Annotated in this window: 15 protein-coding genes; 8 read left to right on the top strand and 7 right to left on the bottom strand. The window is 56.5% G+C overall.

The window, feature by feature from the left end; all coding sequences use genetic code 11:
- Nucleotides 1-246 precede the first annotated feature (246 nt).
- The 4 genes from C1N56_RS20875 to C1N56_RS20860 all read left to right on the top strand — a co-directional run bounded on the left by C1N56_RS20875 (nt 247) and on the right by C1N56_RS20860 (nt 4,381).
- Entirely contained in the window at nt 247-1,278 is a 1,032-nt protein-coding gene (locus C1N56_RS20875) for an ABC transporter substrate-binding protein (RefSeq protein WP_031280105.1), read from the top strand.
- A 69-nt stretch (nt 1,279-1,347) separates the two neighbouring features.
- Nucleotides 1,348-2,202, top strand: coding sequence for an ABC transporter permease (locus tag C1N56_RS20870; RefSeq protein ID WP_021509491.1), 855 nt, complete (start codon nt 1,348-1,350; stop codon nt 2,200-2,202).
- A gap of 1 nt (nt 2,203) precedes the next feature.
- Nucleotides 2,204-3,022 (top strand): ABC transporter permease, encoded by an 819-nt coding sequence (locus C1N56_RS20865; protein ID WP_394517708.1) that lies wholly within the window; start codon nt 2,204-2,206, stop codon nt 3,020-3,022.
- A gap of 108 nt (nt 3,023-3,130) precedes the next feature.
- Nucleotides 3,131-4,381, top strand: a complete 1,251-nt coding sequence (locus C1N56_RS20860) for a flavin-containing monooxygenase (RefSeq protein ID WP_394517707.1) — start codon at nt 3,131-3,133, stop codon at nt 4,379-4,381.
- Nucleotides 4,382-4,490: 109 nt separating this feature from the next.
- Here the strand turns inward: C1N56_RS20860 and C1N56_RS20855 are convergent, their stop codons facing one another.
- The 3 genes from C1N56_RS20855 to mqo form a co-directional block, all read right to left on the bottom strand.
- Entirely contained in the window at nt 4,491-5,252 is a 762-nt protein-coding gene (locus tag C1N56_RS20855; protein WP_394517706.1) for a Fic/DOC family protein, read from the bottom strand.
- Nucleotides 5,249-5,512, bottom strand: a complete 264-nt coding sequence (locus C1N56_RS20850) for a hypothetical protein (protein WP_104187249.1) — start codon at nt 5,510-5,512, stop codon at nt 5,249-5,251. The genes C1N56_RS20855 and C1N56_RS20850 overlap by 4 nt, the downstream gene beginning before the upstream one ends.
- 199 nt (nt 5,513-5,711) lie before the next feature.
- A complete protein-coding gene (gene mqo, locus C1N56_RS20845; RefSeq protein ID WP_394517705.1) occupies nt 5,712-7,358 on the bottom strand; it encodes a malate dehydrogenase (quinone) in 1,647 nt (548 codons plus the stop codon).
- Nucleotides 7,359-7,725: 367 nt separating this feature from the next.
- On the opposite strand from mqo, the gene leuC reads away from it, so the two are divergent.
- From leuC to C1N56_RS20825, 4 genes are read left to right on the top strand one after another with little or no spacing between them, the layout of a single operon-like run.
- Complete coding sequence (gene leuC, locus C1N56_RS20840; RefSeq protein WP_058770123.1) at nt 7,726-9,147, top strand: 3-isopropylmalate dehydratase large subunit; 1,422 nt, start codon at nt 7,726-7,728, stop codon at nt 9,145-9,147.
- 1 nt (nt 9,148) lies between these two features.
- On the top strand, nt 9,149-9,772 hold the full coding sequence (gene leuD / locus C1N56_RS20835; protein WP_058770124.1) for a 3-isopropylmalate dehydratase small subunit: 624 nt from the start codon (nt 9,149-9,151) through the stop codon (nt 9,770-9,772).
- Nucleotides 9,769-10,683 carry an alpha/beta fold hydrolase gene (locus C1N56_RS20830; RefSeq protein WP_058770125.1) on the top strand — a complete coding sequence of 305 codons (915 nt, stop codon included), beginning with the start codon at nt 9,769-9,771 and terminating at the stop codon, nt 10,681-10,683. Before leuD ends, C1N56_RS20830 begins: the two co-directional genes overlap by 4 nt.
- 30 nt (nt 10,684-10,713) lie before the next feature.
- On the top strand, nt 10,714-11,676 hold the full coding sequence (locus C1N56_RS20825; RefSeq protein WP_394517704.1) for a LysR substrate-binding domain-containing protein: 963 nt from the start codon (nt 10,714-10,716) through the stop codon (nt 11,674-11,676).
- A 25-nt stretch (nt 11,677-11,701) separates the two neighbouring features.
- Here C1N56_RS20825 and C1N56_RS20820 read toward each other — a convergent pair whose 3' ends face one another.
- The 4 genes from C1N56_RS20820 to C1N56_RS20805 all read right to left on the bottom strand — a co-directional run bounded on the left by C1N56_RS20820 (nt 11,702) and on the right by C1N56_RS20805 (nt 16,480).
- Nucleotides 11,702-12,007, bottom strand: a complete 306-nt coding sequence (locus C1N56_RS20820) for a YdgH/BhsA/McbA family protein (protein ID WP_058770126.1) — start codon at nt 12,005-12,007, stop codon at nt 11,702-11,704.
- 294 nt (nt 12,008-12,301) lie between these two features.
- Nucleotides 12,302-14,170, bottom strand: coding sequence for a low affinity potassium transporter Kup (kup, locus tag C1N56_RS20815; protein WP_215787831.1), 1,869 nt, complete (start codon nt 14,168-14,170; stop codon nt 12,302-12,304).
- 591 nt (nt 14,171-14,761) lie between these two features.
- Nucleotides 14,762-15,562, bottom strand: coding sequence for a MetQ/NlpA family ABC transporter substrate-binding protein (locus C1N56_RS20810; protein WP_021509481.1), 801 nt, complete (start codon nt 15,560-15,562; stop codon nt 14,762-14,764).
- Nucleotides 15,563-15,676: 114 nt separating this feature from the next.
- Nucleotides 15,677-16,480 carry an MBL fold metallo-hydrolase gene (locus C1N56_RS20805; RefSeq protein ID WP_136547800.1) on the bottom strand — a complete coding sequence of 268 codons (804 nt, stop codon included), beginning with the start codon at nt 16,478-16,480 and terminating at the stop codon, nt 15,677-15,679.
- Nucleotides 16,481-16,501: the final 21 nt, after the last annotated feature.

Below are 16,501 nucleotides of genomic sequence, written 5' to 3'. Positions count from 1 at the left end.
TCACGCCCATTCGCTTCTGCCTCACTAAGGCTTAAGAAAATCCGTTGCAAAGCAGCGACTTTTTTAGCGTCAGAAATTCCGATGCAACGGCGAGGAAAAGGCTGTTTTACCGCAGCTGCGGCCAGCGGCAGAATCGCTGTGACACCTGCTTTTCACTTTCGCACTGTTTTGGCGCAGCGCGCCGTGGCGAATCAACGGTGGTTCAGAGCAGCGATAACAGCCTTTTCATTCACTGGGGACAAAAATATGTTGCGTAAGATGTGTGCCTTAACGTTGTTAACCACGGGAATTCTGAGCGCAGGGAATGCCATGGCCGCCGACAAGCTGATTGTCAGCACCTGGGGCGGCAGCTTTAAAGATCTGATCGATCAAACCATCGCCAAAGAGTTCACCAAAGAGACCGGCGTCGAAGTGCAGTTCGTCACCGGCGGCACCATCGATCGCCTCAACAAAGCCAAACTGGCGGGCGGGTCGCCGGAAACTGACGTGACCTTCACCACCGCGCACGTCGGCTATCTGTATGCCAACAGCGGCCTGTTCGAGAAACTCGACATGAGCAAAATCCCTAACGCGGTCAATCTGGTGCAGCAGGCGAAAGTCAGCCCGTATCACCTTGGCGTGTGGGGCTACGTCTACACCATCGGCTACCGTCCGGATCTGGTGCCGAAAGGGGAAACCTTCACCAGCTGGAACGACCTGTGGAAGCCGGAGCTGAAAGGCACGCTGGCGCTGCCCGACTGGGATCCGAGCCACATCATCGCCGTGGCCGCCAAACTCTCCGGCAGCGATGCGGCGCACTGGCAGCAGGGCCAGGCGAAGCTGAAAGCGCTGATTCCTAACATCAAATCGTTCTACACCGATGATGCCAACAGCCAGCAGCTGATCTCCACCGGAGAAACGCCGGTGCAGGTGATGCTGTCGATGAACGCCTACAGCATGATTGCGGAAGGGGTCAACATCAAGCTGGCGATACCGAAAGAGGGCGCGATCCTCGGCGTGGATACCGTCGGCATCAATAAAGGCAGCAAACATACCGATCTGGCGTACAAGTTCATCAACATCGCGCTGAAACCGGAAATACAGCAGCAGGTGGCGAAGATCTATCGCGGTAGCCCCACGGTGACCAACGCGCATATCGATCCGGAGCTGGCGAAGCTGCCAGGCATGCTGACCACGCCGGCGCAGTGGAATGCCACCATCAATACCGATCCCCAACTGCGTGCGGAGAAAACTGCCGAGTGGCGTCAGTGGTTCTCTGAAAACATCATGTCTCACTGATTGTCCTGGTGCTGCGGCGGGGCGGGTGCCTCGCCGTAGCCGGTAACACCTATGCAGGCAGTAACGTCCATGACGAAAAAACCGACATTTTTACCCTGGTTCATTCTTCCCGCCACGCTGACCGCGATGGGGCTGGTCGTCGCGATGTTTGCGGTGATGCAGTTCAGCGTGCGTGCATACATCCCCGGCTCGCTGGATGTCGGCGGCTTTACGCTGGCCAATTTCAGTGGCCTGTTCAAACGCATCTACGGCGACGCGTTTCTCAATACTGTGCTGCTCAGCGCCAAAACGGCTTTATTTGGTTTGCTGATGAGTTACCCACTGGCCTATGCGCTGGTGCGCACCCGCACCGCGTGGATCAAATCCACCATTCTGATCATCGCGATTACTCCGCTGTTTCTGGGGGAAGTGGTGCGCACCTATTCGTGGATTATCGTGCTGGGTAACAGCGGCTTTCTTAATAGCCTGCTGCTGGCGCTGGGCATCATCAGCCAGCCGATCCAGTTTATGTTTACCCAGACCGGCGTGGTGGTCGCGCTGGTGCATGTCACCATGCCGATCATGGTGCTGATGCTGGCGACGGCGCTGTCACACATCAATCCGGACTACGAAAAAGCCGCCACCAGCCTTGGCGCCGGGCCGGTACGCGCGCTGCTAACGGTGACCATTCCGCTGTCGATTCCCGGCATCATCGCCAGCCTGACCACCGCGTTTGCCTGGACCTTTAGCGCTTTCGCGACGCCGCAACTGATTGGCGGCGGACGCGTCAGTACCGTGGCTACGCTGGTGTATCAGCTGGGCTTCTCCTCGATGAACTTCCCGTTTGCCGCAGCGCTGAGCATTGCTGGCCTGCTGCTGACCATTCTGCTGCTGCTGGCGCTGAAGCGCATGACGCGCTTCCTGCATGCCATGGGAGGGCACTGATATGACCCGTTCTCACAACGACAAACTGATTGCGCTGCTGGGCAAACTGCTGGTGATCGCCATTCTGACGTTTGTCATGTTGCCCACCGTCGTGGTGTTTATCTCGTCGTTCAGCAGCACCTCCGTGCTGTTCTTCCCGCCGAAAGGCTGGTCGCTGCGCTGGTTTGAGCGGGCGCTGAGCTACGACGATTTTCGTCACGGCTTCTGGTCCGGACTGATTGTCACAGCATGGGCGTCAACGCTGGCGGTGGTCATCGGCGCCACGCTGGCGATTGCCATCGAGCGCTATCGCTTTCCCTGCAAACAGGTGCTGGAGAGTATTCTGCTGTCGCCGCTGTTTATTCCGCATTTCACCATTGGCCTCGGCCTGCTGATGCTGGTGTCGCAGCTCAATCTGGGACGCGGCTACGCACTGGTGATTTTCTGCCACGTGGTATTAGTGCTGCCGTTCGTGCTGCGCAGCGTCTATGTATCGCTGAAAAATCTCGAGCAGCGGATAGAACTGGCGGCGGCCAGCCTCGGCGCATCGCCGTTACGCGTAGTATGGACCATTACCGTGCCGCTGATTCTGCCGGGCCTGTTTGGTGGCTGGCTGTTCGCGGCGATTCTCTCATTCAATGAATTCACCGCCTCGCTGTTTATTACCACCCAGGCGACGCAGACGCTGCCGGTGGCGATGTACAACTACGTGCGTGAATTTGCCGACCCGACGCTGGCGGCGCTGTCGGTTATTTATATTGTGGTGACCGCCGTGATGTTAATTATCGCCAATAAGTTTTTCGGGCTGGGAAAAATATTAAACGTTGAGGCCGGGCATTAATTTCGCTGTGCCATTAAGCTGCCGTTAAACATGACAACCTGGTGTTAATCGCCAGCGGCGCAATATTTGCGCCGCGCTGGTGGCATGCCAACTATTCGGGGATGACCTATGTCAGTAGAAAAAATCAATACCGTGATCGTCGGAGCGGGCCAGGCGGGTATCGCCATGAGCGAACATCTGGCGCAGATGCAGATCCCGCACGTGGTGCTGGAGCGCAGCCGCATTGCCGAGCGCTGGCGCTCCGAACGCTGGGACTCGCTGGTGGCTAACGGCCCGGCGTGGCACGACCGCTTTCCTTCGCTGAAGTTTGATAATATTTCACCGGAGGCGTTTCCGCCGAAAGAGCGCATGGCGCAGTATTTCGAGGATTACGCAAAGATGCTCAACGCGCCGGTGCGCACCGGGGTTGAAGTACAGCAGGTGACGCGGCTGCCCGGACGCAGCGGCTTCCGGGTGGTGACGTCGGCGGGAGAATTCGACGCGGACAATGTGGTGGCTGCCACCGGCCCGTTTCAGAAGCCCGCGTTCCCGGCCATCGTGCCTGAAGGCGCGGTGCCGCAGCAGATCCACTCATCGGCGTACAAGAATCCACAGCAGCTGGCGCCCGGTGCGGTGCTGGTGGTCGGTGCGGGTGCGTCCGGCACCCAGATTGCCGAGGAGCTGCGTCAGGCCGGCCGCGAGGTGTTTCTGTCGGTCGGTGAGCACTACCGCCCGCCACGCGCCTATCGCGACCGTGATTACTGCTGGTGGCTTGGCGCGCTGGGGCTGTGGGACGAGGTGAAAATCAAGCCGAAGAAACAGCATGTGGCCTTTGCCGTCAGCGGCTATGAAGGCGGTAAAACCGTGGATTTCCGCCGGCTGGCCCATATGGGCATTACGCTGGTCGGCATCACCGAGCGCTGTGATAACGGCGTGCTGCGCTTTGCGCCGGGGCTGGCAGAGAATATCGCCGAAGGTGACAGAGCCTATTTCGAGGTGCTGCGCGATGCGGATGCGTACATTGAGCGCAACGGGCTGGATTTACCGGCCGAGCCGCAGGCGTGGGAACTGTTGCCGGATCCGGAGTGCCTGTTAAATCCGCTGATGCAGCTGGACGTGCAGGCGGCGGGCATCAGCACCATTATCTGGGCTACCGGGTTTAAATTTGATTTCAGCTGGCTGCAGGTGGATGCGTTTGATGAACAGGGCCTGCCATTCCACAAGCGCGGTATTTCTGCCGAGCGTGGTATTTATTTCCTTGGCCTGCCCAATCTGGTCAACCGGGCGTCGTCGTTTATTTATGGCGTGTGGCACGATGCGAAATATATTGCCGACCACATCGCGCTGCAAAATGCCTATTCGGATTACGTAAAGTCGTAATTATTTTCCAGGTGCGCATGAATGCGCACCCTGCGGAGAACGTTCACCCTTAAATTGTATCATGTAGGGTCGCTATTAATAGCGACCCGCTGTAGCGACTGAACCGTATTTATTCTGGCTCTGCTGGTGGATGAGGCAATCGGGAAGATGACGTATAGCTTTGATAGAGCGCTTTGATATCAGGATCATCAACCGCACCGTAGTAAATGTCTTCTTTATCTAAACCGTCCAACCCTTTTATGCCACTAATCATTGCCGGCCATTCGCTTCGACTGGCAATATCAACAACGCAGGGGAGTAAATAATTATCCAGATGGCCTTTAGCGGGTTCACGAATCTCAGCGCTGAGTGCGCTAAGATACGCATCTTTTTTGGTTCTTGCCCATTCAATGGCAAAGCCAGCACGGTAGGTCATTTCCATAAATAGCAACAGCAACGTTCGACCATTACCATCCAGAAAAGGATGGGCAAAAGCCAGTTGTCCCATTACCTCACCCGGTTTTTTTCTGAACCGCGATGAGTCGCTGGCAAGGCGCAGAGCATAATCAACGGCGAGCTGAATCGAGTGGGGCTGCTCAAACATGGTAAAATAAGCATCTTCTGGCATGCCTTTAAAAACAGCAAGATGAGGAACTAACTCGTTGCGATCTTTACCCGCCCAGGGATAAAAGTCAGAAAACAGAATTTTATGAACTGACAAAAAAGTGCTGTAAGTGATTGCAGGCTGAAGTGCCAGGAAATGAAGCGCATCTTCGACGCTAGATTCAAAGGCCAGATGCTCAGCTTTTTTTACCTCATCCGCATCTTTAAGCCCCAACGCGTTTCTCAGGTAGCCGGAAGTAGAAAAATCGCTGAAAGGATCAAACGTCATGCGCTGAAGTTCTGCTTGTGCTCACGTTTTTCCTGCAGATAAGAACCCTGAAGCTTCAGCGTTTCTGCTTTAGTCAGCACACCTTTTCTTTTGAGATTAACCAGCAATTGTTCAACGTAATCCAGTTCTACTCTGTCGCCTGCCAGATGAGTAATCGCAGCAGCCATGAGGCTGACACCGTCACGCTCTGCGGTGATATGGTTAGCCTTCGCTAAATTCTGGATCTGGCTGGCAATACTCAGAGATGCATTTCTGCTCATAATTAATCTCCCGTCAGAAGTTCAATTTTAGCACGCTGCATCGTCAAAGTCAGTGGGAAGAGACGCTGAACCACAGGGCATCTCTCAGCGGTAACACTGGTGAAGTCTGACACAGCAATCATCAGATCCCAGACAAAAAAATGCCGGTGGGCGATGGCTCGCGCACCGGCATCGGTTCGATTGACTCAGCGATGGCGTATTACAGCGCCATATCCTGCTTCGCGGACTCTTCGCGCGGTTTGGCCTGCGCGGGGGCTGACTGCTGATCGTCCATGTTGATCACAGGCGGTTTGGTCAGCTGCAGCACGGCAGCGGTGTTATCCCATACCTGCTGGGTCAGCGCGGTGTTGCCGTTCAGCTTCTGGCCGAAGCTTGGCACGATAGCGCGGATCTTCTGCTGCCACTCTGGTGACGCGAACTGCTGCGGGAACAGCTTCTGCATCACGTTGAGGGTGATCGGTGCCGCGGTAGATGCACCCGGTGAAGCACCCAGCAGGGCCGCCACGGTTTTCTGCTGATCGGTCACGATTTCGGTACCCAGCTTCAGCACGCCGCCTTTCTCAGCATCTTTCTTGATGATCTGCACACGCTGGCCGGCCTGAATCAGTTTCCAGTCCTCTTTACGCGCGTTCGGGTAGTACTCTTTCAGCGCGGCAAAGCGGTCGTCATCGTTCAGCATCACCTGACCAATCAGGTATTTCACCAGGTCAAAGTTATCGATGCCCACGTGCGTCATCGGCATGAAGTTGCTGGTGGTGGTGGCGCTCAGCAGATCAAACAGCGAACCGTTCTTCAGGTATTTGGTCGAGAACGTGGCGAACGGCCCAAACAGCACCACTTTTTTACCGTCGAGGTTACGGGCATCAATGTGCGGTACCGACATTGGCGGTGCGCCTACGGAAGCCTGACCATACACTTTCTGCAGGTGACGGCTGGTGATTTCCGGGTTTTCGGTCATCAGGAACGAACCGCCCACCGGGAAACCGCCGTAGTTATCGGCTTCAGGAATACCGGTTTTTTGCAGCAGCTTGATCGCCGCACCGCCCGCGCCGATGAATACGTATTTCGCATCCACTTCACGGTTTGCGCCGCTCTTCACGTCTTTGATGGTGACGTGCCAGGAGTTGTCGCTGTTGCGTTTGAAATCGGTGACTTCAGAGGAAGTTTCCAGCTTGAAGTTCTGATCTTTCTGCAGGCTGCCGATCAGCTGACGGGTGATTTCACCGTAGTTCACATCGGTACCCACCGGCGTCCAGGTGGCGGCCACTTTCTGATTCTGATCGCGGCCTTCCATCACCAGCGGTGCCCACTGCTCGATCTGTTTGTGATCGGTAGAGAACTTCATGCCCTGGAACAGGGTCGTTTTCTGCAGCGCCGCATAGCGTTTGGTCAGGTATTCGACATTTTTATCGCCCCAGACAAAGCTCATGTGCGGGGTAGAGTTGATGAACGAACGCGGATCGTGCAGCACGCCACGCTGTACCTGGCTGGTCAGGAACTGGCGGGTAATCATGAACGATTCATTGATTTCCAGCGCTTTGCTCACATCGATGGAACCGTCTGCACGCTCTGGCGTGTAGTTCAGCTCCATGTTGGCAGAGTGGCCAGTACCGGCGTTATTCCAGCCGTTGGAGGATTCCAGCGCGACGCCGTCGAGACGCTCAACCATCAGTTGTTTCCAGCCCGGTTGCAGCTCCTGCAGCCAGGTACCGAGCGAGGCGCTCATGATACCGCCGCCAATCAGCAGCACGTCGGTTTTTTCTGGTGCGTTCTCAGCGTGAACCGCTGAAGAGACAAGCAGTGCCGTCAGCGAAAGCGCGGACACAAGTTTTTTGGTCTGAGTCATGCCAGTCCTGTTTATTCTTTGCAGATGAACGTTAAAAATTCGGTTGGCAAATTAAAAGATTGTTACGAAAAGATTAACTTGTTTTTAGTTAATTAACTATTGATGGCAATTAATTAACTTTTATAAAAGCGGGATGGCGAAATAAGCGGCAGGAATACAGCAGCAGTGCGGGAAAAAGCAACAATATATCCGCTAACGGAGCGCGGTTATTATTTATAACCACGGGCACGACTTAGGTCAAATTAAATCCGCTGCCGCGATGACAAATCATGCACTATCACTGCACGGAGCGTGTTGATGATCTGACGCCGAATGGGTTTACCCTAAGGTCTCTGATGACTTGTTTAACTTTCGCGTGGACATGAGCATGGCGGGCAAAACCCTGTATGAAAAGCTGATCGAACAGCATGTGGTACGTCACCTGGACGATGAGGGGCACGTGCTGCTCTATATCGACCGGTCAATCCTCAATGAATACACCAGCCCGCAGGCGTTTAGCGGTCTGCGCGACCGGTCGCGGCGCGTGCGCCATCCTGCCACCATTCTACTTAACGTTGACCACGTGAACCCGACGCGGCCAGTGCGCGATGCGGCGATGACCGACGCTGGCGGTCAGCTGCAGGTCGATTACTTCCGCAAAAATGCGGAGCACTTTGGCATCGAGCTGTTTGACGTGCTCGATCCGCGACAGGGCATTGAACATGTGGTGGCGCACGAGCAGGGGCTGGTGATGCCAGGCATGGTGATTGCCGCCGGCGACAGCCATACCACCACTTACGGGGCGTTTGGCGCGCTGGGGTTTGGCATCGGCACCTCGGAAATCGAGCACCTGCTGGCGACACAGACATTGATTTATCGCACGCTGAAAACCATGCGCGTTGAAGTTACCGGCGAGCTGCCGTTTGGCTGCGCCGCCAAAGACATCGTGCTGGCGTTGATCGAACAGATTGGCGCATCCGGCGCTACGGGATATGCGATTGAGTTTACCGGCAGCGCGATCGATGCGCTGAGCATGGAAGGGCGTATGACGCTGTGTAACATGGCAGTGGAAGCCGGTGCGCGCGGGGCGATTATCGCGCCGGATGACAAGGTCTACGCTTACATTGCCGGCAAACCGCAAATGCCGGTGGGCGAGCTGTGGCAGCAGGCGCTGGCCGAGTGGCGCACGTTGCGCAGCGATGATGATGCAGTATTTGACCGGCAACTGACCATTGATTGCAGCGATCTGGAACCGAAAGTCACCTGGGGCATCAGCCCGGATCAGGCCTGCGCCATCAGCGGCCACGTGCCTAATCCGGCTGACGAACCCGATCTGGTGAAACAGCAGGCGATGAAAAATGCGCTGCACTACATGGGGCTGCAGGCCGGCACGCCGCTGGCCGACATTGCCATCACCCACGCGTTTATCGGCTCCTGCACCAATGGGCGCATTGAAGATTTGCGCGCTGCGGCAGCGGTGATTGGTACCCGCAAAATCGCGCCGCACGTGCGCGGCATCATCGTGCCGGGCTCAACCCAGGTACGGCAGCAGGCGGAGGCGGAAGGGCTGGCGGCCATCTTTATCGACGCTGGCTTCGAGTGGCGTCAGTCGGGCTGTTCGATGTGTCTGGCGATGAACGAAGATGTGCTGGCACCGGGCGATCGCTGCGCATCGGGCACCAATCGTAACTTTGCCGGCCGTCAGGGCGCGGGCGCGCGTACTCACTTAATGAGTCCGGCGATGGTCGCCGCCGCTGCGCTGGCGGGCCATCTGGTTGATGTTCGTCACTATCTGCAATCCGGGGTTTAATATGCAAGCTTTCACTACCATCACCGGCAAGCTGGCACCGCTGCCGGCTGCTAACATCGATACCGATGTGATTATGCCCAAGCAGTTTCTCAAAGGCATTGACCGGCAGGGGCTGGACCGCGGCGTGTTCTTTGACCTGCGCTTTCTGGCCGACGGTGCACCAAACCCTGATTTCATCCTCAATCAGCCGGGCTGGCAGAACGCGACGTTTTTGCTGGTCGGCGCCAATTTTGGCTGCGGCTCCAGCCGCGAACATGCAGTGTGGGGGCTGAATCAGCTGGGCATCCGCGCGATTATCGGCACCAGCTTCGCCGGCATTTTTGACGACAACTGCCAGCGTAACGGCGTGCTGACGCTGAGCCTGAGCGAGGCGGATTATCAGCGTCTGAGCGCGGTGGCCGCCGATGCGCAGCGCAACACCATCAGCGTGTCGCTGGAGCAGCAAACCATTCAGTTCGCGGATGAGGTGATTCACTTTACGGTCAGTGCCCTGAAGCGCGAGATGCTGATCGGTGGCGGCAGCGCGGTAGACTGGACGCTGCAATATGAAGCAGATATCCGCCAGTTTGAAGCGCAGCACTTTGCGCAGCGTCCGTGGCTGCAGCGCACCAGGGAGCAACCATGAGTAAGATTATCGATCGCGGCCCGTCGCCGTTTATCGCCGGTTTTACCCTGCAGGATGTGACGCTTGATAATGGCGTTACGCTGCGCGTGGCCATCGGCGGCAAGGGCTCGCCTTTACTGATGCTGCACGGCCATCCGCAAAATCATCTGGCCTGGCGTAAAATCGCACCGCAGCTGGCGCAGCATTATCAGGTGATCCTGCCGGATTTGCGCGGCTACGGTGACAGCGACAAGCCCGCCAGTGACGCTGAACATCTGCCGTATGCCAAACGCAGCATGGCGCAGGATATCAGCCAGCTGATCGACGCGCTCGGCCTGCAGCGCGTGGCGTTTGTCGGCCACGATCGCGGCGGGCGCGTCGGGCACCGGCTGGCGCTCGATCACCCGGAGAAAGTCAGCTGCTGCGTGTTTGTCGATATCGCACCGACTGCCACCATGTACGCGCTGACCGATCAGGCGTTCGCCACGCGCTATTTCTGGTGGTTCTTCCTGATTCAGCCGCACCCGCTGCCGGAGACCATGATTGGTCACGATCCGGCGTTCTTTTTGCGTAAACACATTGATGGCCAGCTGAAAACGCCGGGCGCGACCGAAGCGGCGGTGTTTGAAGATTATCTGCGCTGCTATCGGGATCCGGCGATGATCCACGCGGTATGTGAAGATTATCGCGCCGCCGCCAGCATCGATTTGCAACACGATGCCGCTGACAGCGACCGGCGCATTGCCTGCCCGCTGTTACTGTTGTGGGGCGAAAAGGGCACGGTCGGTCAGCTGTATGATGTGGTGCACACCTGGCAGGACAAGGCGCTGCAGGTGCAGGGCGAGGCGTTACCGTGCGGCCATTCACCGCAGGAAGAGGTGCCAGAGCGGTTTCTGCACTCGCTTCAGCGCTTCCTGGGATCTGTGTTATAACCACGTGGCGTTCACTCACCATGTGCTGTTATGAAAATACTGCTTGCCGGAAAAAGTTATCAGAAGCCGTTACAGGGTTGGCCGTCGATTGAAGACCTGTACGTGTTTATCAGCGTGGCGCGGCATGACGGTTTCGGCCGCGCGGCGATTGAGCTGGGTCAGTCACCGTCTTACATCAGTAAACGCATCGCCATTCTGGAAAAACAGCTGGAGACGCGGCTGTTTTTCCGCACTAACCGCGTGATGCGCCTGACGCCGGAAGGTGAAAAAGCGCTGGAGGGCGCGCTGCAGGTAGTGCAGGAAATGGATGGCTTTCTCAATAATTTCCGTCAGTGGCGCGGCGAGCTGACCGGGGAAATTACCGTCGGCTGCTCGTTTGGTTTCGGTCAGGACTATTTATCGGATGCGGTTTCGGCATTTATTCACCAGCATCCGTCGCTGAATATTAAACTGATGCTAAGCGATCGGGCATTCGACCTGCTACAGAGCGGCACGGATGTAGAAATCTGCGTTGGCGACGATCTCAATCCTTCTTATATTGCCCGCCGGCTGATTGCTAACCGGCGCATTTTATGTGCCGCGCCGGCGTATTTATCCCGCGCCGGTATGCCAGATTCGCTGGATGCGTTAATTCATCACAGCTGTCTGATCATTAATGAACGCGATAATTCATTTGGTAACTGGGCATTGACCAATGGCGAGCAGCAGGTGTTGTGTCGCCTGAACAGCCATTACTCTTCCAATAGCGGCAAGGTGATTCTGCACTGGGCGTTGCAGGGGCATGGTATTGCGCTGCGTTCAGCGTGGGATGTGGCGCCGTATCTGGCGACGGGCGAGCTGGTGGCGGTATTACCGCAGTGGTATCAGGAAGCCAATATCTGGGCGGTGTATACGCAACGCGCCGCAGAATCGCAGCGTATTAAAGTTTTTCTCGATTTTCTCGCCGCCTATTTTAATGAAAAAAGCCTGCCGGAAATAACGGGCAGGCCATAAACAGAAAAACGCGTTAATCCCGGCATCAGCCGTAAGCCACTTTGTCATTGATGTGATACAGCGTGGCAGTGGCGGCCATCACGTGCTGGCCGTCGTGGCCCGGCTCATGTGATTCAACGTCGGTGATGTGATAACCGACGGCTCCGGCCGCCTGGGCTTTTTTCACAATGGCGTCTGTTAACTCTTCCATTGATGTGGCCCAGCTTACAGTAGTTACACCCGCCGGATGGATTGAAGATAATTCGCGGTGCGTCAAATCGGCGCGAATTAAAACCGGTTTAACATTTTGCGGCGTAAAAATGGAAATCACATCGTTAATTAACGCTTTCATGGTCTTACTCCTCAAAAATAACAACAGAGCCGGAAGTGAATTAACCGATCCTGAGATCGTTGTTTATTGGTTTATACATTCCGGCAAAGCGCACGGTGAATCATCATGCCGGTAGGGTTAATAAACACCTTTTGAGGTTATGCGTTTTAGCTTTAATTGCTAATCAGATGTTAAGAAAAGTTCCGCCACAACTCCGGTAATGTTTCGCTAATATTTTTTCATCTGCTTACATTTGCCATTAAAAAAGTCGCTGCATCATGTGCGGGCAAATCCGGCCATCCGTGGCCCTGCGGCTTAAAATTCGCGCTGGCCGCCCAGTTCGATCACCCGATTGGGCGGAATATGAAATTGCTCATGGGCGCGCAGCGCGTTGCGCTGGCAGAAGTGAAAAATCCCGCCGCGCACCCGCGCCAGACCGCGGCGTTTTTTCATTACCAGCGTATCGTGCGCGGTAAAAAATGACGCTTCATTCACCGTGCAGCCAAAACCTTCCAGTCCGCACAGATGCAGAATCTCGGCCATCGACGGCACTTCACGCCAGCCGTAAGCGGCAGTGACCTGCCAGAACGACGGCGATAATTGCGTAATGCTGATGCGCTGCTGGTTATAGACGCGCGGCGTGTCGGTGGTGCGGATATGCAACAGCACCACGCGGCGGTGCAGCACGCGGTTATGCTTGAGGTTGTGCAACAGCGCCTGGGGAATTTCAAACTCCTTGCGCGCGAGGAAGATGGCGGTGCCCTCGACGCGGTTCGGCGGATTGCTCTCCAGCGATTTCACCAGCGCCAGCAAACCATCCTGATCGTTATTTAAACGGCGAATCAGGCGGTTACGCTCGCTGCTCCAGATCAGCATCAATCCCATCATGGTCAGCGCCAGCAGCACCGGCACCCAGCCGCCGGACAGCAGTTTCATCAGGTTGGCGATGAACAGCGGCACGTCGACCACCAGCATACACAGCAGGAACAACAGCGCCAGCGGCAGCGGCCAGCGCCAGTTACGCAGCGCCACCACGCCCGCCAGACAGGCGGTGATCACCATGGTGCCGGTCACTACGATGCCGTACGCCGAGGACAACGCCGACGACTGACGGAAAGCCAGCACAATCAGCATCACGGCGGTGAACAGCAGCCAGTTCACCACCGGAATGTAAATCTGCCCGGACTCGGTATGCGAAGTAAAAATGATGCGCATCGGCGGTAAAAAGCCCTGGCGAATGGCCTGATGCGTCAGGGTATAGACGCCGGAAATCACCGCCTGCGCCGCGATGACCGTGGCCAGCGTTGACAGCACAATCAGTGGAATCTGCGCCCAGCCTGGAGCCAGATTAAAGAACGGATTGTTCAGCGCCTGCGCATCGGCGATCACCAGCGCGCCCTGGCCGAAGTAATTCAGTATCAGCGCCGGCATGGCGATCACCAGCCAGGCGAGACGAATCGGTGCTTTGCCCAGGTGGCCCATGTCGGCATACAGCGCTTCCGCGCCGGTCACCGCCAGCACCACCATGCCCATTGCCGCGAGCGAGAGCGCTTTGTGGCTGAGCAGGAAGGTCAGCGCATAGGACGGACTGAGCGCCTGCAGCACTTCCGGGTTGAGCAGAATACCGCGAATGCCGAGCGCGCCGATGGCCACAAACCAGACAAACATCACCGGGCCAAACACCCGGCTGACCTTTTCCGTGCCGTGTTTCTGGATAATGAACAGCAGCGCGAGAATGGTGAGCGCCAGCGGCACCACATATTTTTCCAGCCCGGGCGAGACCACCTGAATTCCTTCGATGGCCGACAGCACCGAGATGGCTGGGGTGATCACGCCATCACCATAGAAAAATGCGCCGCCAATCAGACCGGCCAGCACAATGATATGACCGGCTTTGCGGCCAACGTTGCGGCGTGCCAGTGACATCAGGGTGAGAATACCGCCTTCGCCGTCGTGGTCGGCGCGCATCACGAAGCAGACATATTTCAGCGTGACGATGAGCGTCAGCGCCCAGAAGATGAGTGACAAAAAGCCCATCACCGCCAGCGCCGACGGCGCGCCGTCCGGCAAAATCGACAGGCATTCTTTCAGTGTATACAGCGGGCTGGTACCGATATCACCAAACACGATGCCGGCGGCGGCCAGCATGCCAGCAGGCAGAGACTGTTTCTCTGATTGACTCATACATTTCCTGTTTTTTCAGGGAGAAAGGGCGAGCGCCATCAACCGCACTGGCGTGTCGCAATCACCCACTTTTATGCTGGCGAAGATAGCGTTTCAGCGGCGTAATCGGTAGGGGTTGGCGTTTTTTTGTACGCGATTTTTATACTAATCGACCAAATTTTTACGCCATTTTTACACCGCTGCGGCTTTTTCAACCTGAAGTGTAGACGATTCAGACAGCAGCAGAAGCGGGCTGGCTGGCAGAAAATGGGATGGGGGAGTGCAGGTAGCGAGATGATTAAAAATGCAGGAAATAGCGATGCTAAGACTTTGTACCAAAAATTATGTCCGTACCCTCTGACCGCACAATATGTAGCGGCGCGATTTATCGCGCTAAGTTAAACATTTCACAGTTGCCGGAATGCGCAATGAATTGCGCCGCTACGATCCGTGCGGCATTGTATTTCGGCACCGCCATCCTGCACACATTGTAGCGGCGCGATTTATCGCGCTAAGTTAAACACTTCACAGTTGCCGGAATGCGCAATAAATTGCGCCGCTACGATGGGCGCGGTAATCCTGTTCCTGCCTGCATCAACAGGCAGGTAATCCTTACCAACCCTTAATAATATCGCCTTTATAAATCTCGTTGGCTTTATCCAGCACCGGCTGGGACTGGAACGCTTCTTTCAGCTTCTGCACGTTCGGGCTGTCTTTATTATCTTCGCGCGCCACAATCGCATTCACGTATGGCGACGCTTTGCCTTCCATAAACATCCCGTCACGCGAGGCGGATAAATTCACCAGCGCGGCAAAGTTATTATTAATGATCGACAGATAAACCTGCGGATCGTCCAGCGTGCGCGCCAGCTGCGGCGTATCCACTTCCACAATCTTCAGCTTTTTCGGGTTGTCGGTAATATCCAGCGTGGTCGGCAGCAGACCGGCTTCGGGTTTCACCTTCAGCAGGCCCTGCGCCTGCAACAGCAGCAGGCTACGCCCCAGGGTGGTCGCTTCGTTAGACACGGTCACGGTAGCGCCATCCGGCAGATCCTGCAGTGATTTAATCTTGCGTGAATAACCGGCAATCGGGAATACGAAGGTATTGGTCACGACGGCAAATTTATATCCGCGCTCTTTGGACTGCATCTCCAGATAAGGCAGGCTCTGGAACGCGTTGGCGTCCACATCTTTATTGAACAGCGCTTCGTTCGGCTGCACGTAATCGTTAAACGCCACCACATCAACATCGAGCTGATATTTATCGTGTGCCACCTGCTTCACGGTCTGCCACAGCGCCTCATCCGGTCCGGTATTGATCGCCACTTTAATTTTGTTGTCGTTGTGGTTGTCACAGGCGCTGAGCAGGGTGACAGAGGCCGCCAGCAGGGCGGTAAGCCATGTTTTTTTCATTGTTTGCAGGTTTCCTTATGTTTGCAGGAAACCGACTATAGTATACGTCCAGACGTCTGTACATCCGTGTGCGGTGCGATCGCCTGGTATTTATCCAGCGCGGCTGTGTAAGCGCTACGGCTGTGGATGTTGCAGACAGGCCAGATAGCGGCGGCCCGACTGCTGCACCGCCTCATCGGCACGCGCGAGAATTTCGCGGCCGGCAAACGCGCCGTACAGGCGCGTAAACGTCACGCCCTGCAACCGCTGCAGCATGGCCGTCACCGTGACGCCGGCCAGCGGTAACATATTGGGATAGCTCCACATAAACGAAACCGCACTGGCACCGGGCGTTACCTGTAAAATATCGCCGCTCAGCAGCACGCCGCCGTCGTGCGCCCAGTGCAGCACCGTGCCGCCGGCAAAGTGGCCGCCGAGACGTAACAGCCGCACGCCCGGCAGCAGATCACAGCTGTCGCCGTGCCAGGGCTGCAGACGGGGCGATGCGCGCATGATCCACTCGCTGTCGCTGGCGTGCAGGTACACCGGCGCGTCGAAGGCGTCGGCCCAGTCCTGCATGGTGCTGTAATAGTGGGGATGGGAGATGGCGATGGCGTGCAGGCCGCCGAGCGCGCGCAGCAGCGTGACGGTGGCGTCATCCAGATGGGCGATGCAATCCCACAGGATATTGCCGTGCGGCGTTTGCAGCACAAAGGCGCGCTGGTTGATGGCAAAATCCGGCACGGTTTGCAGGCTGAGCAGCCCGGACTCCAGCTGTTGCCACTGGTTTTGATGCGAGGCGCGCAGCGCAGACTGATCGATCCACTGCTGCCCGCCGGGCGGCACAAACTGGCGTTCATCCTGACAAATGCGACACTGCGTAAGGGCAGGTTGCTGCTGCTGATAAGACGTGCCGCAGGCGGTACAAATGGTGATCATGGCTTCTCCTCACAGTCCGGT

This window comes from Pantoea sp. SGAir0175, assembly GCF_043547855.1.
The sequence above is the reverse complement of the archived record's forward strand: the minus strand, read 5'-3'. Positions and strand labels throughout refer to the sequence as shown.

Coding starts and splice junctions, on each gene's coding strand:
- C1N56_RS20825 (WP_394517704.1), top strand. CDS start 10,714: ATGAAAATACTGCTTGCCGGAAAAAGTTATCAGAAGCCGTTACAGGGT.
- leuC (WP_058770123.1), top strand. CDS start 7,726: ATGGCGGGCAAAACCCTGTATGAAAAGCTGATCGAACAGCATGTGGTA.
- C1N56_RS20850 (WP_104187249.1), bottom strand. CDS start 5,512: ATGAGCAGAAATGCATCTCTGAGTATTGCCAGCCAGATCCAGAATTTA.
- C1N56_RS20875 (WP_031280105.1), top strand. CDS start 247: ATGTTGCGTAAGATGTGTGCCTTAACGTTGTTAACCACGGGAATTCTG.
- C1N56_RS20830 (WP_058770125.1), top strand. CDS start 9,769: ATGAGTAAGATTATCGATCGCGGCCCGTCGCCGTTTATCGCCGGTTTT.
- mqo (WP_394517705.1), bottom strand. CDS start 7,358: ATGACTCAGACCAAAAAACTTGTGTCCGCGCTTTCGCTGACGGCACTG.
- C1N56_RS20820 (WP_058770126.1), bottom strand. CDS start 12,007: ATGAAAGCGTTAATTAACGATGTGATTTCCATTTTTACGCCGCAAAAT.
- C1N56_RS20870 (WP_021509491.1), top strand. CDS start 1,348: ATGACGAAAAAACCGACATTTTTACCCTGGTTCATTCTTCCCGCCACG.
- leuD (WP_058770124.1), top strand. CDS start 9,149: ATGCAAGCTTTCACTACCATCACCGGCAAGCTGGCACCGCTGCCGGCT.
- kup (WP_215787831.1), bottom strand. CDS start 14,170: ATGAGTCAATCAGAGAAACAGTCTCTGCCTGCTGGCATGCTGGCCGCC.
- C1N56_RS20865 (WP_394517708.1), top strand. CDS start 2,204: ATGACCCGTTCTCACAACGACAAACTGATTGCGCTGCTGGGCAAACTG.
- C1N56_RS20855 (WP_394517706.1), bottom strand. CDS start 5,252: ATGACGTTTGATCCTTTCAGCGATTTTTCTACTTCCGGCTACCTGAGA.
- C1N56_RS20805 (WP_136547800.1), bottom strand. CDS start 16,480: ATGATCACCATTTGTACCGCCTGCGGCACGTCTTATCAGCAGCAGCAA.
- C1N56_RS20810 (WP_021509481.1), bottom strand. CDS start 15,562: ATGAAAAAAACATGGCTTACCGCCCTGCTGGCGGCCTCTGTCACCCTG.
- C1N56_RS20860 (WP_394517707.1), top strand. CDS start 3,131: ATGTCAGTAGAAAAAATCAATACCGTGATCGTCGGAGCGGGCCAGGCG.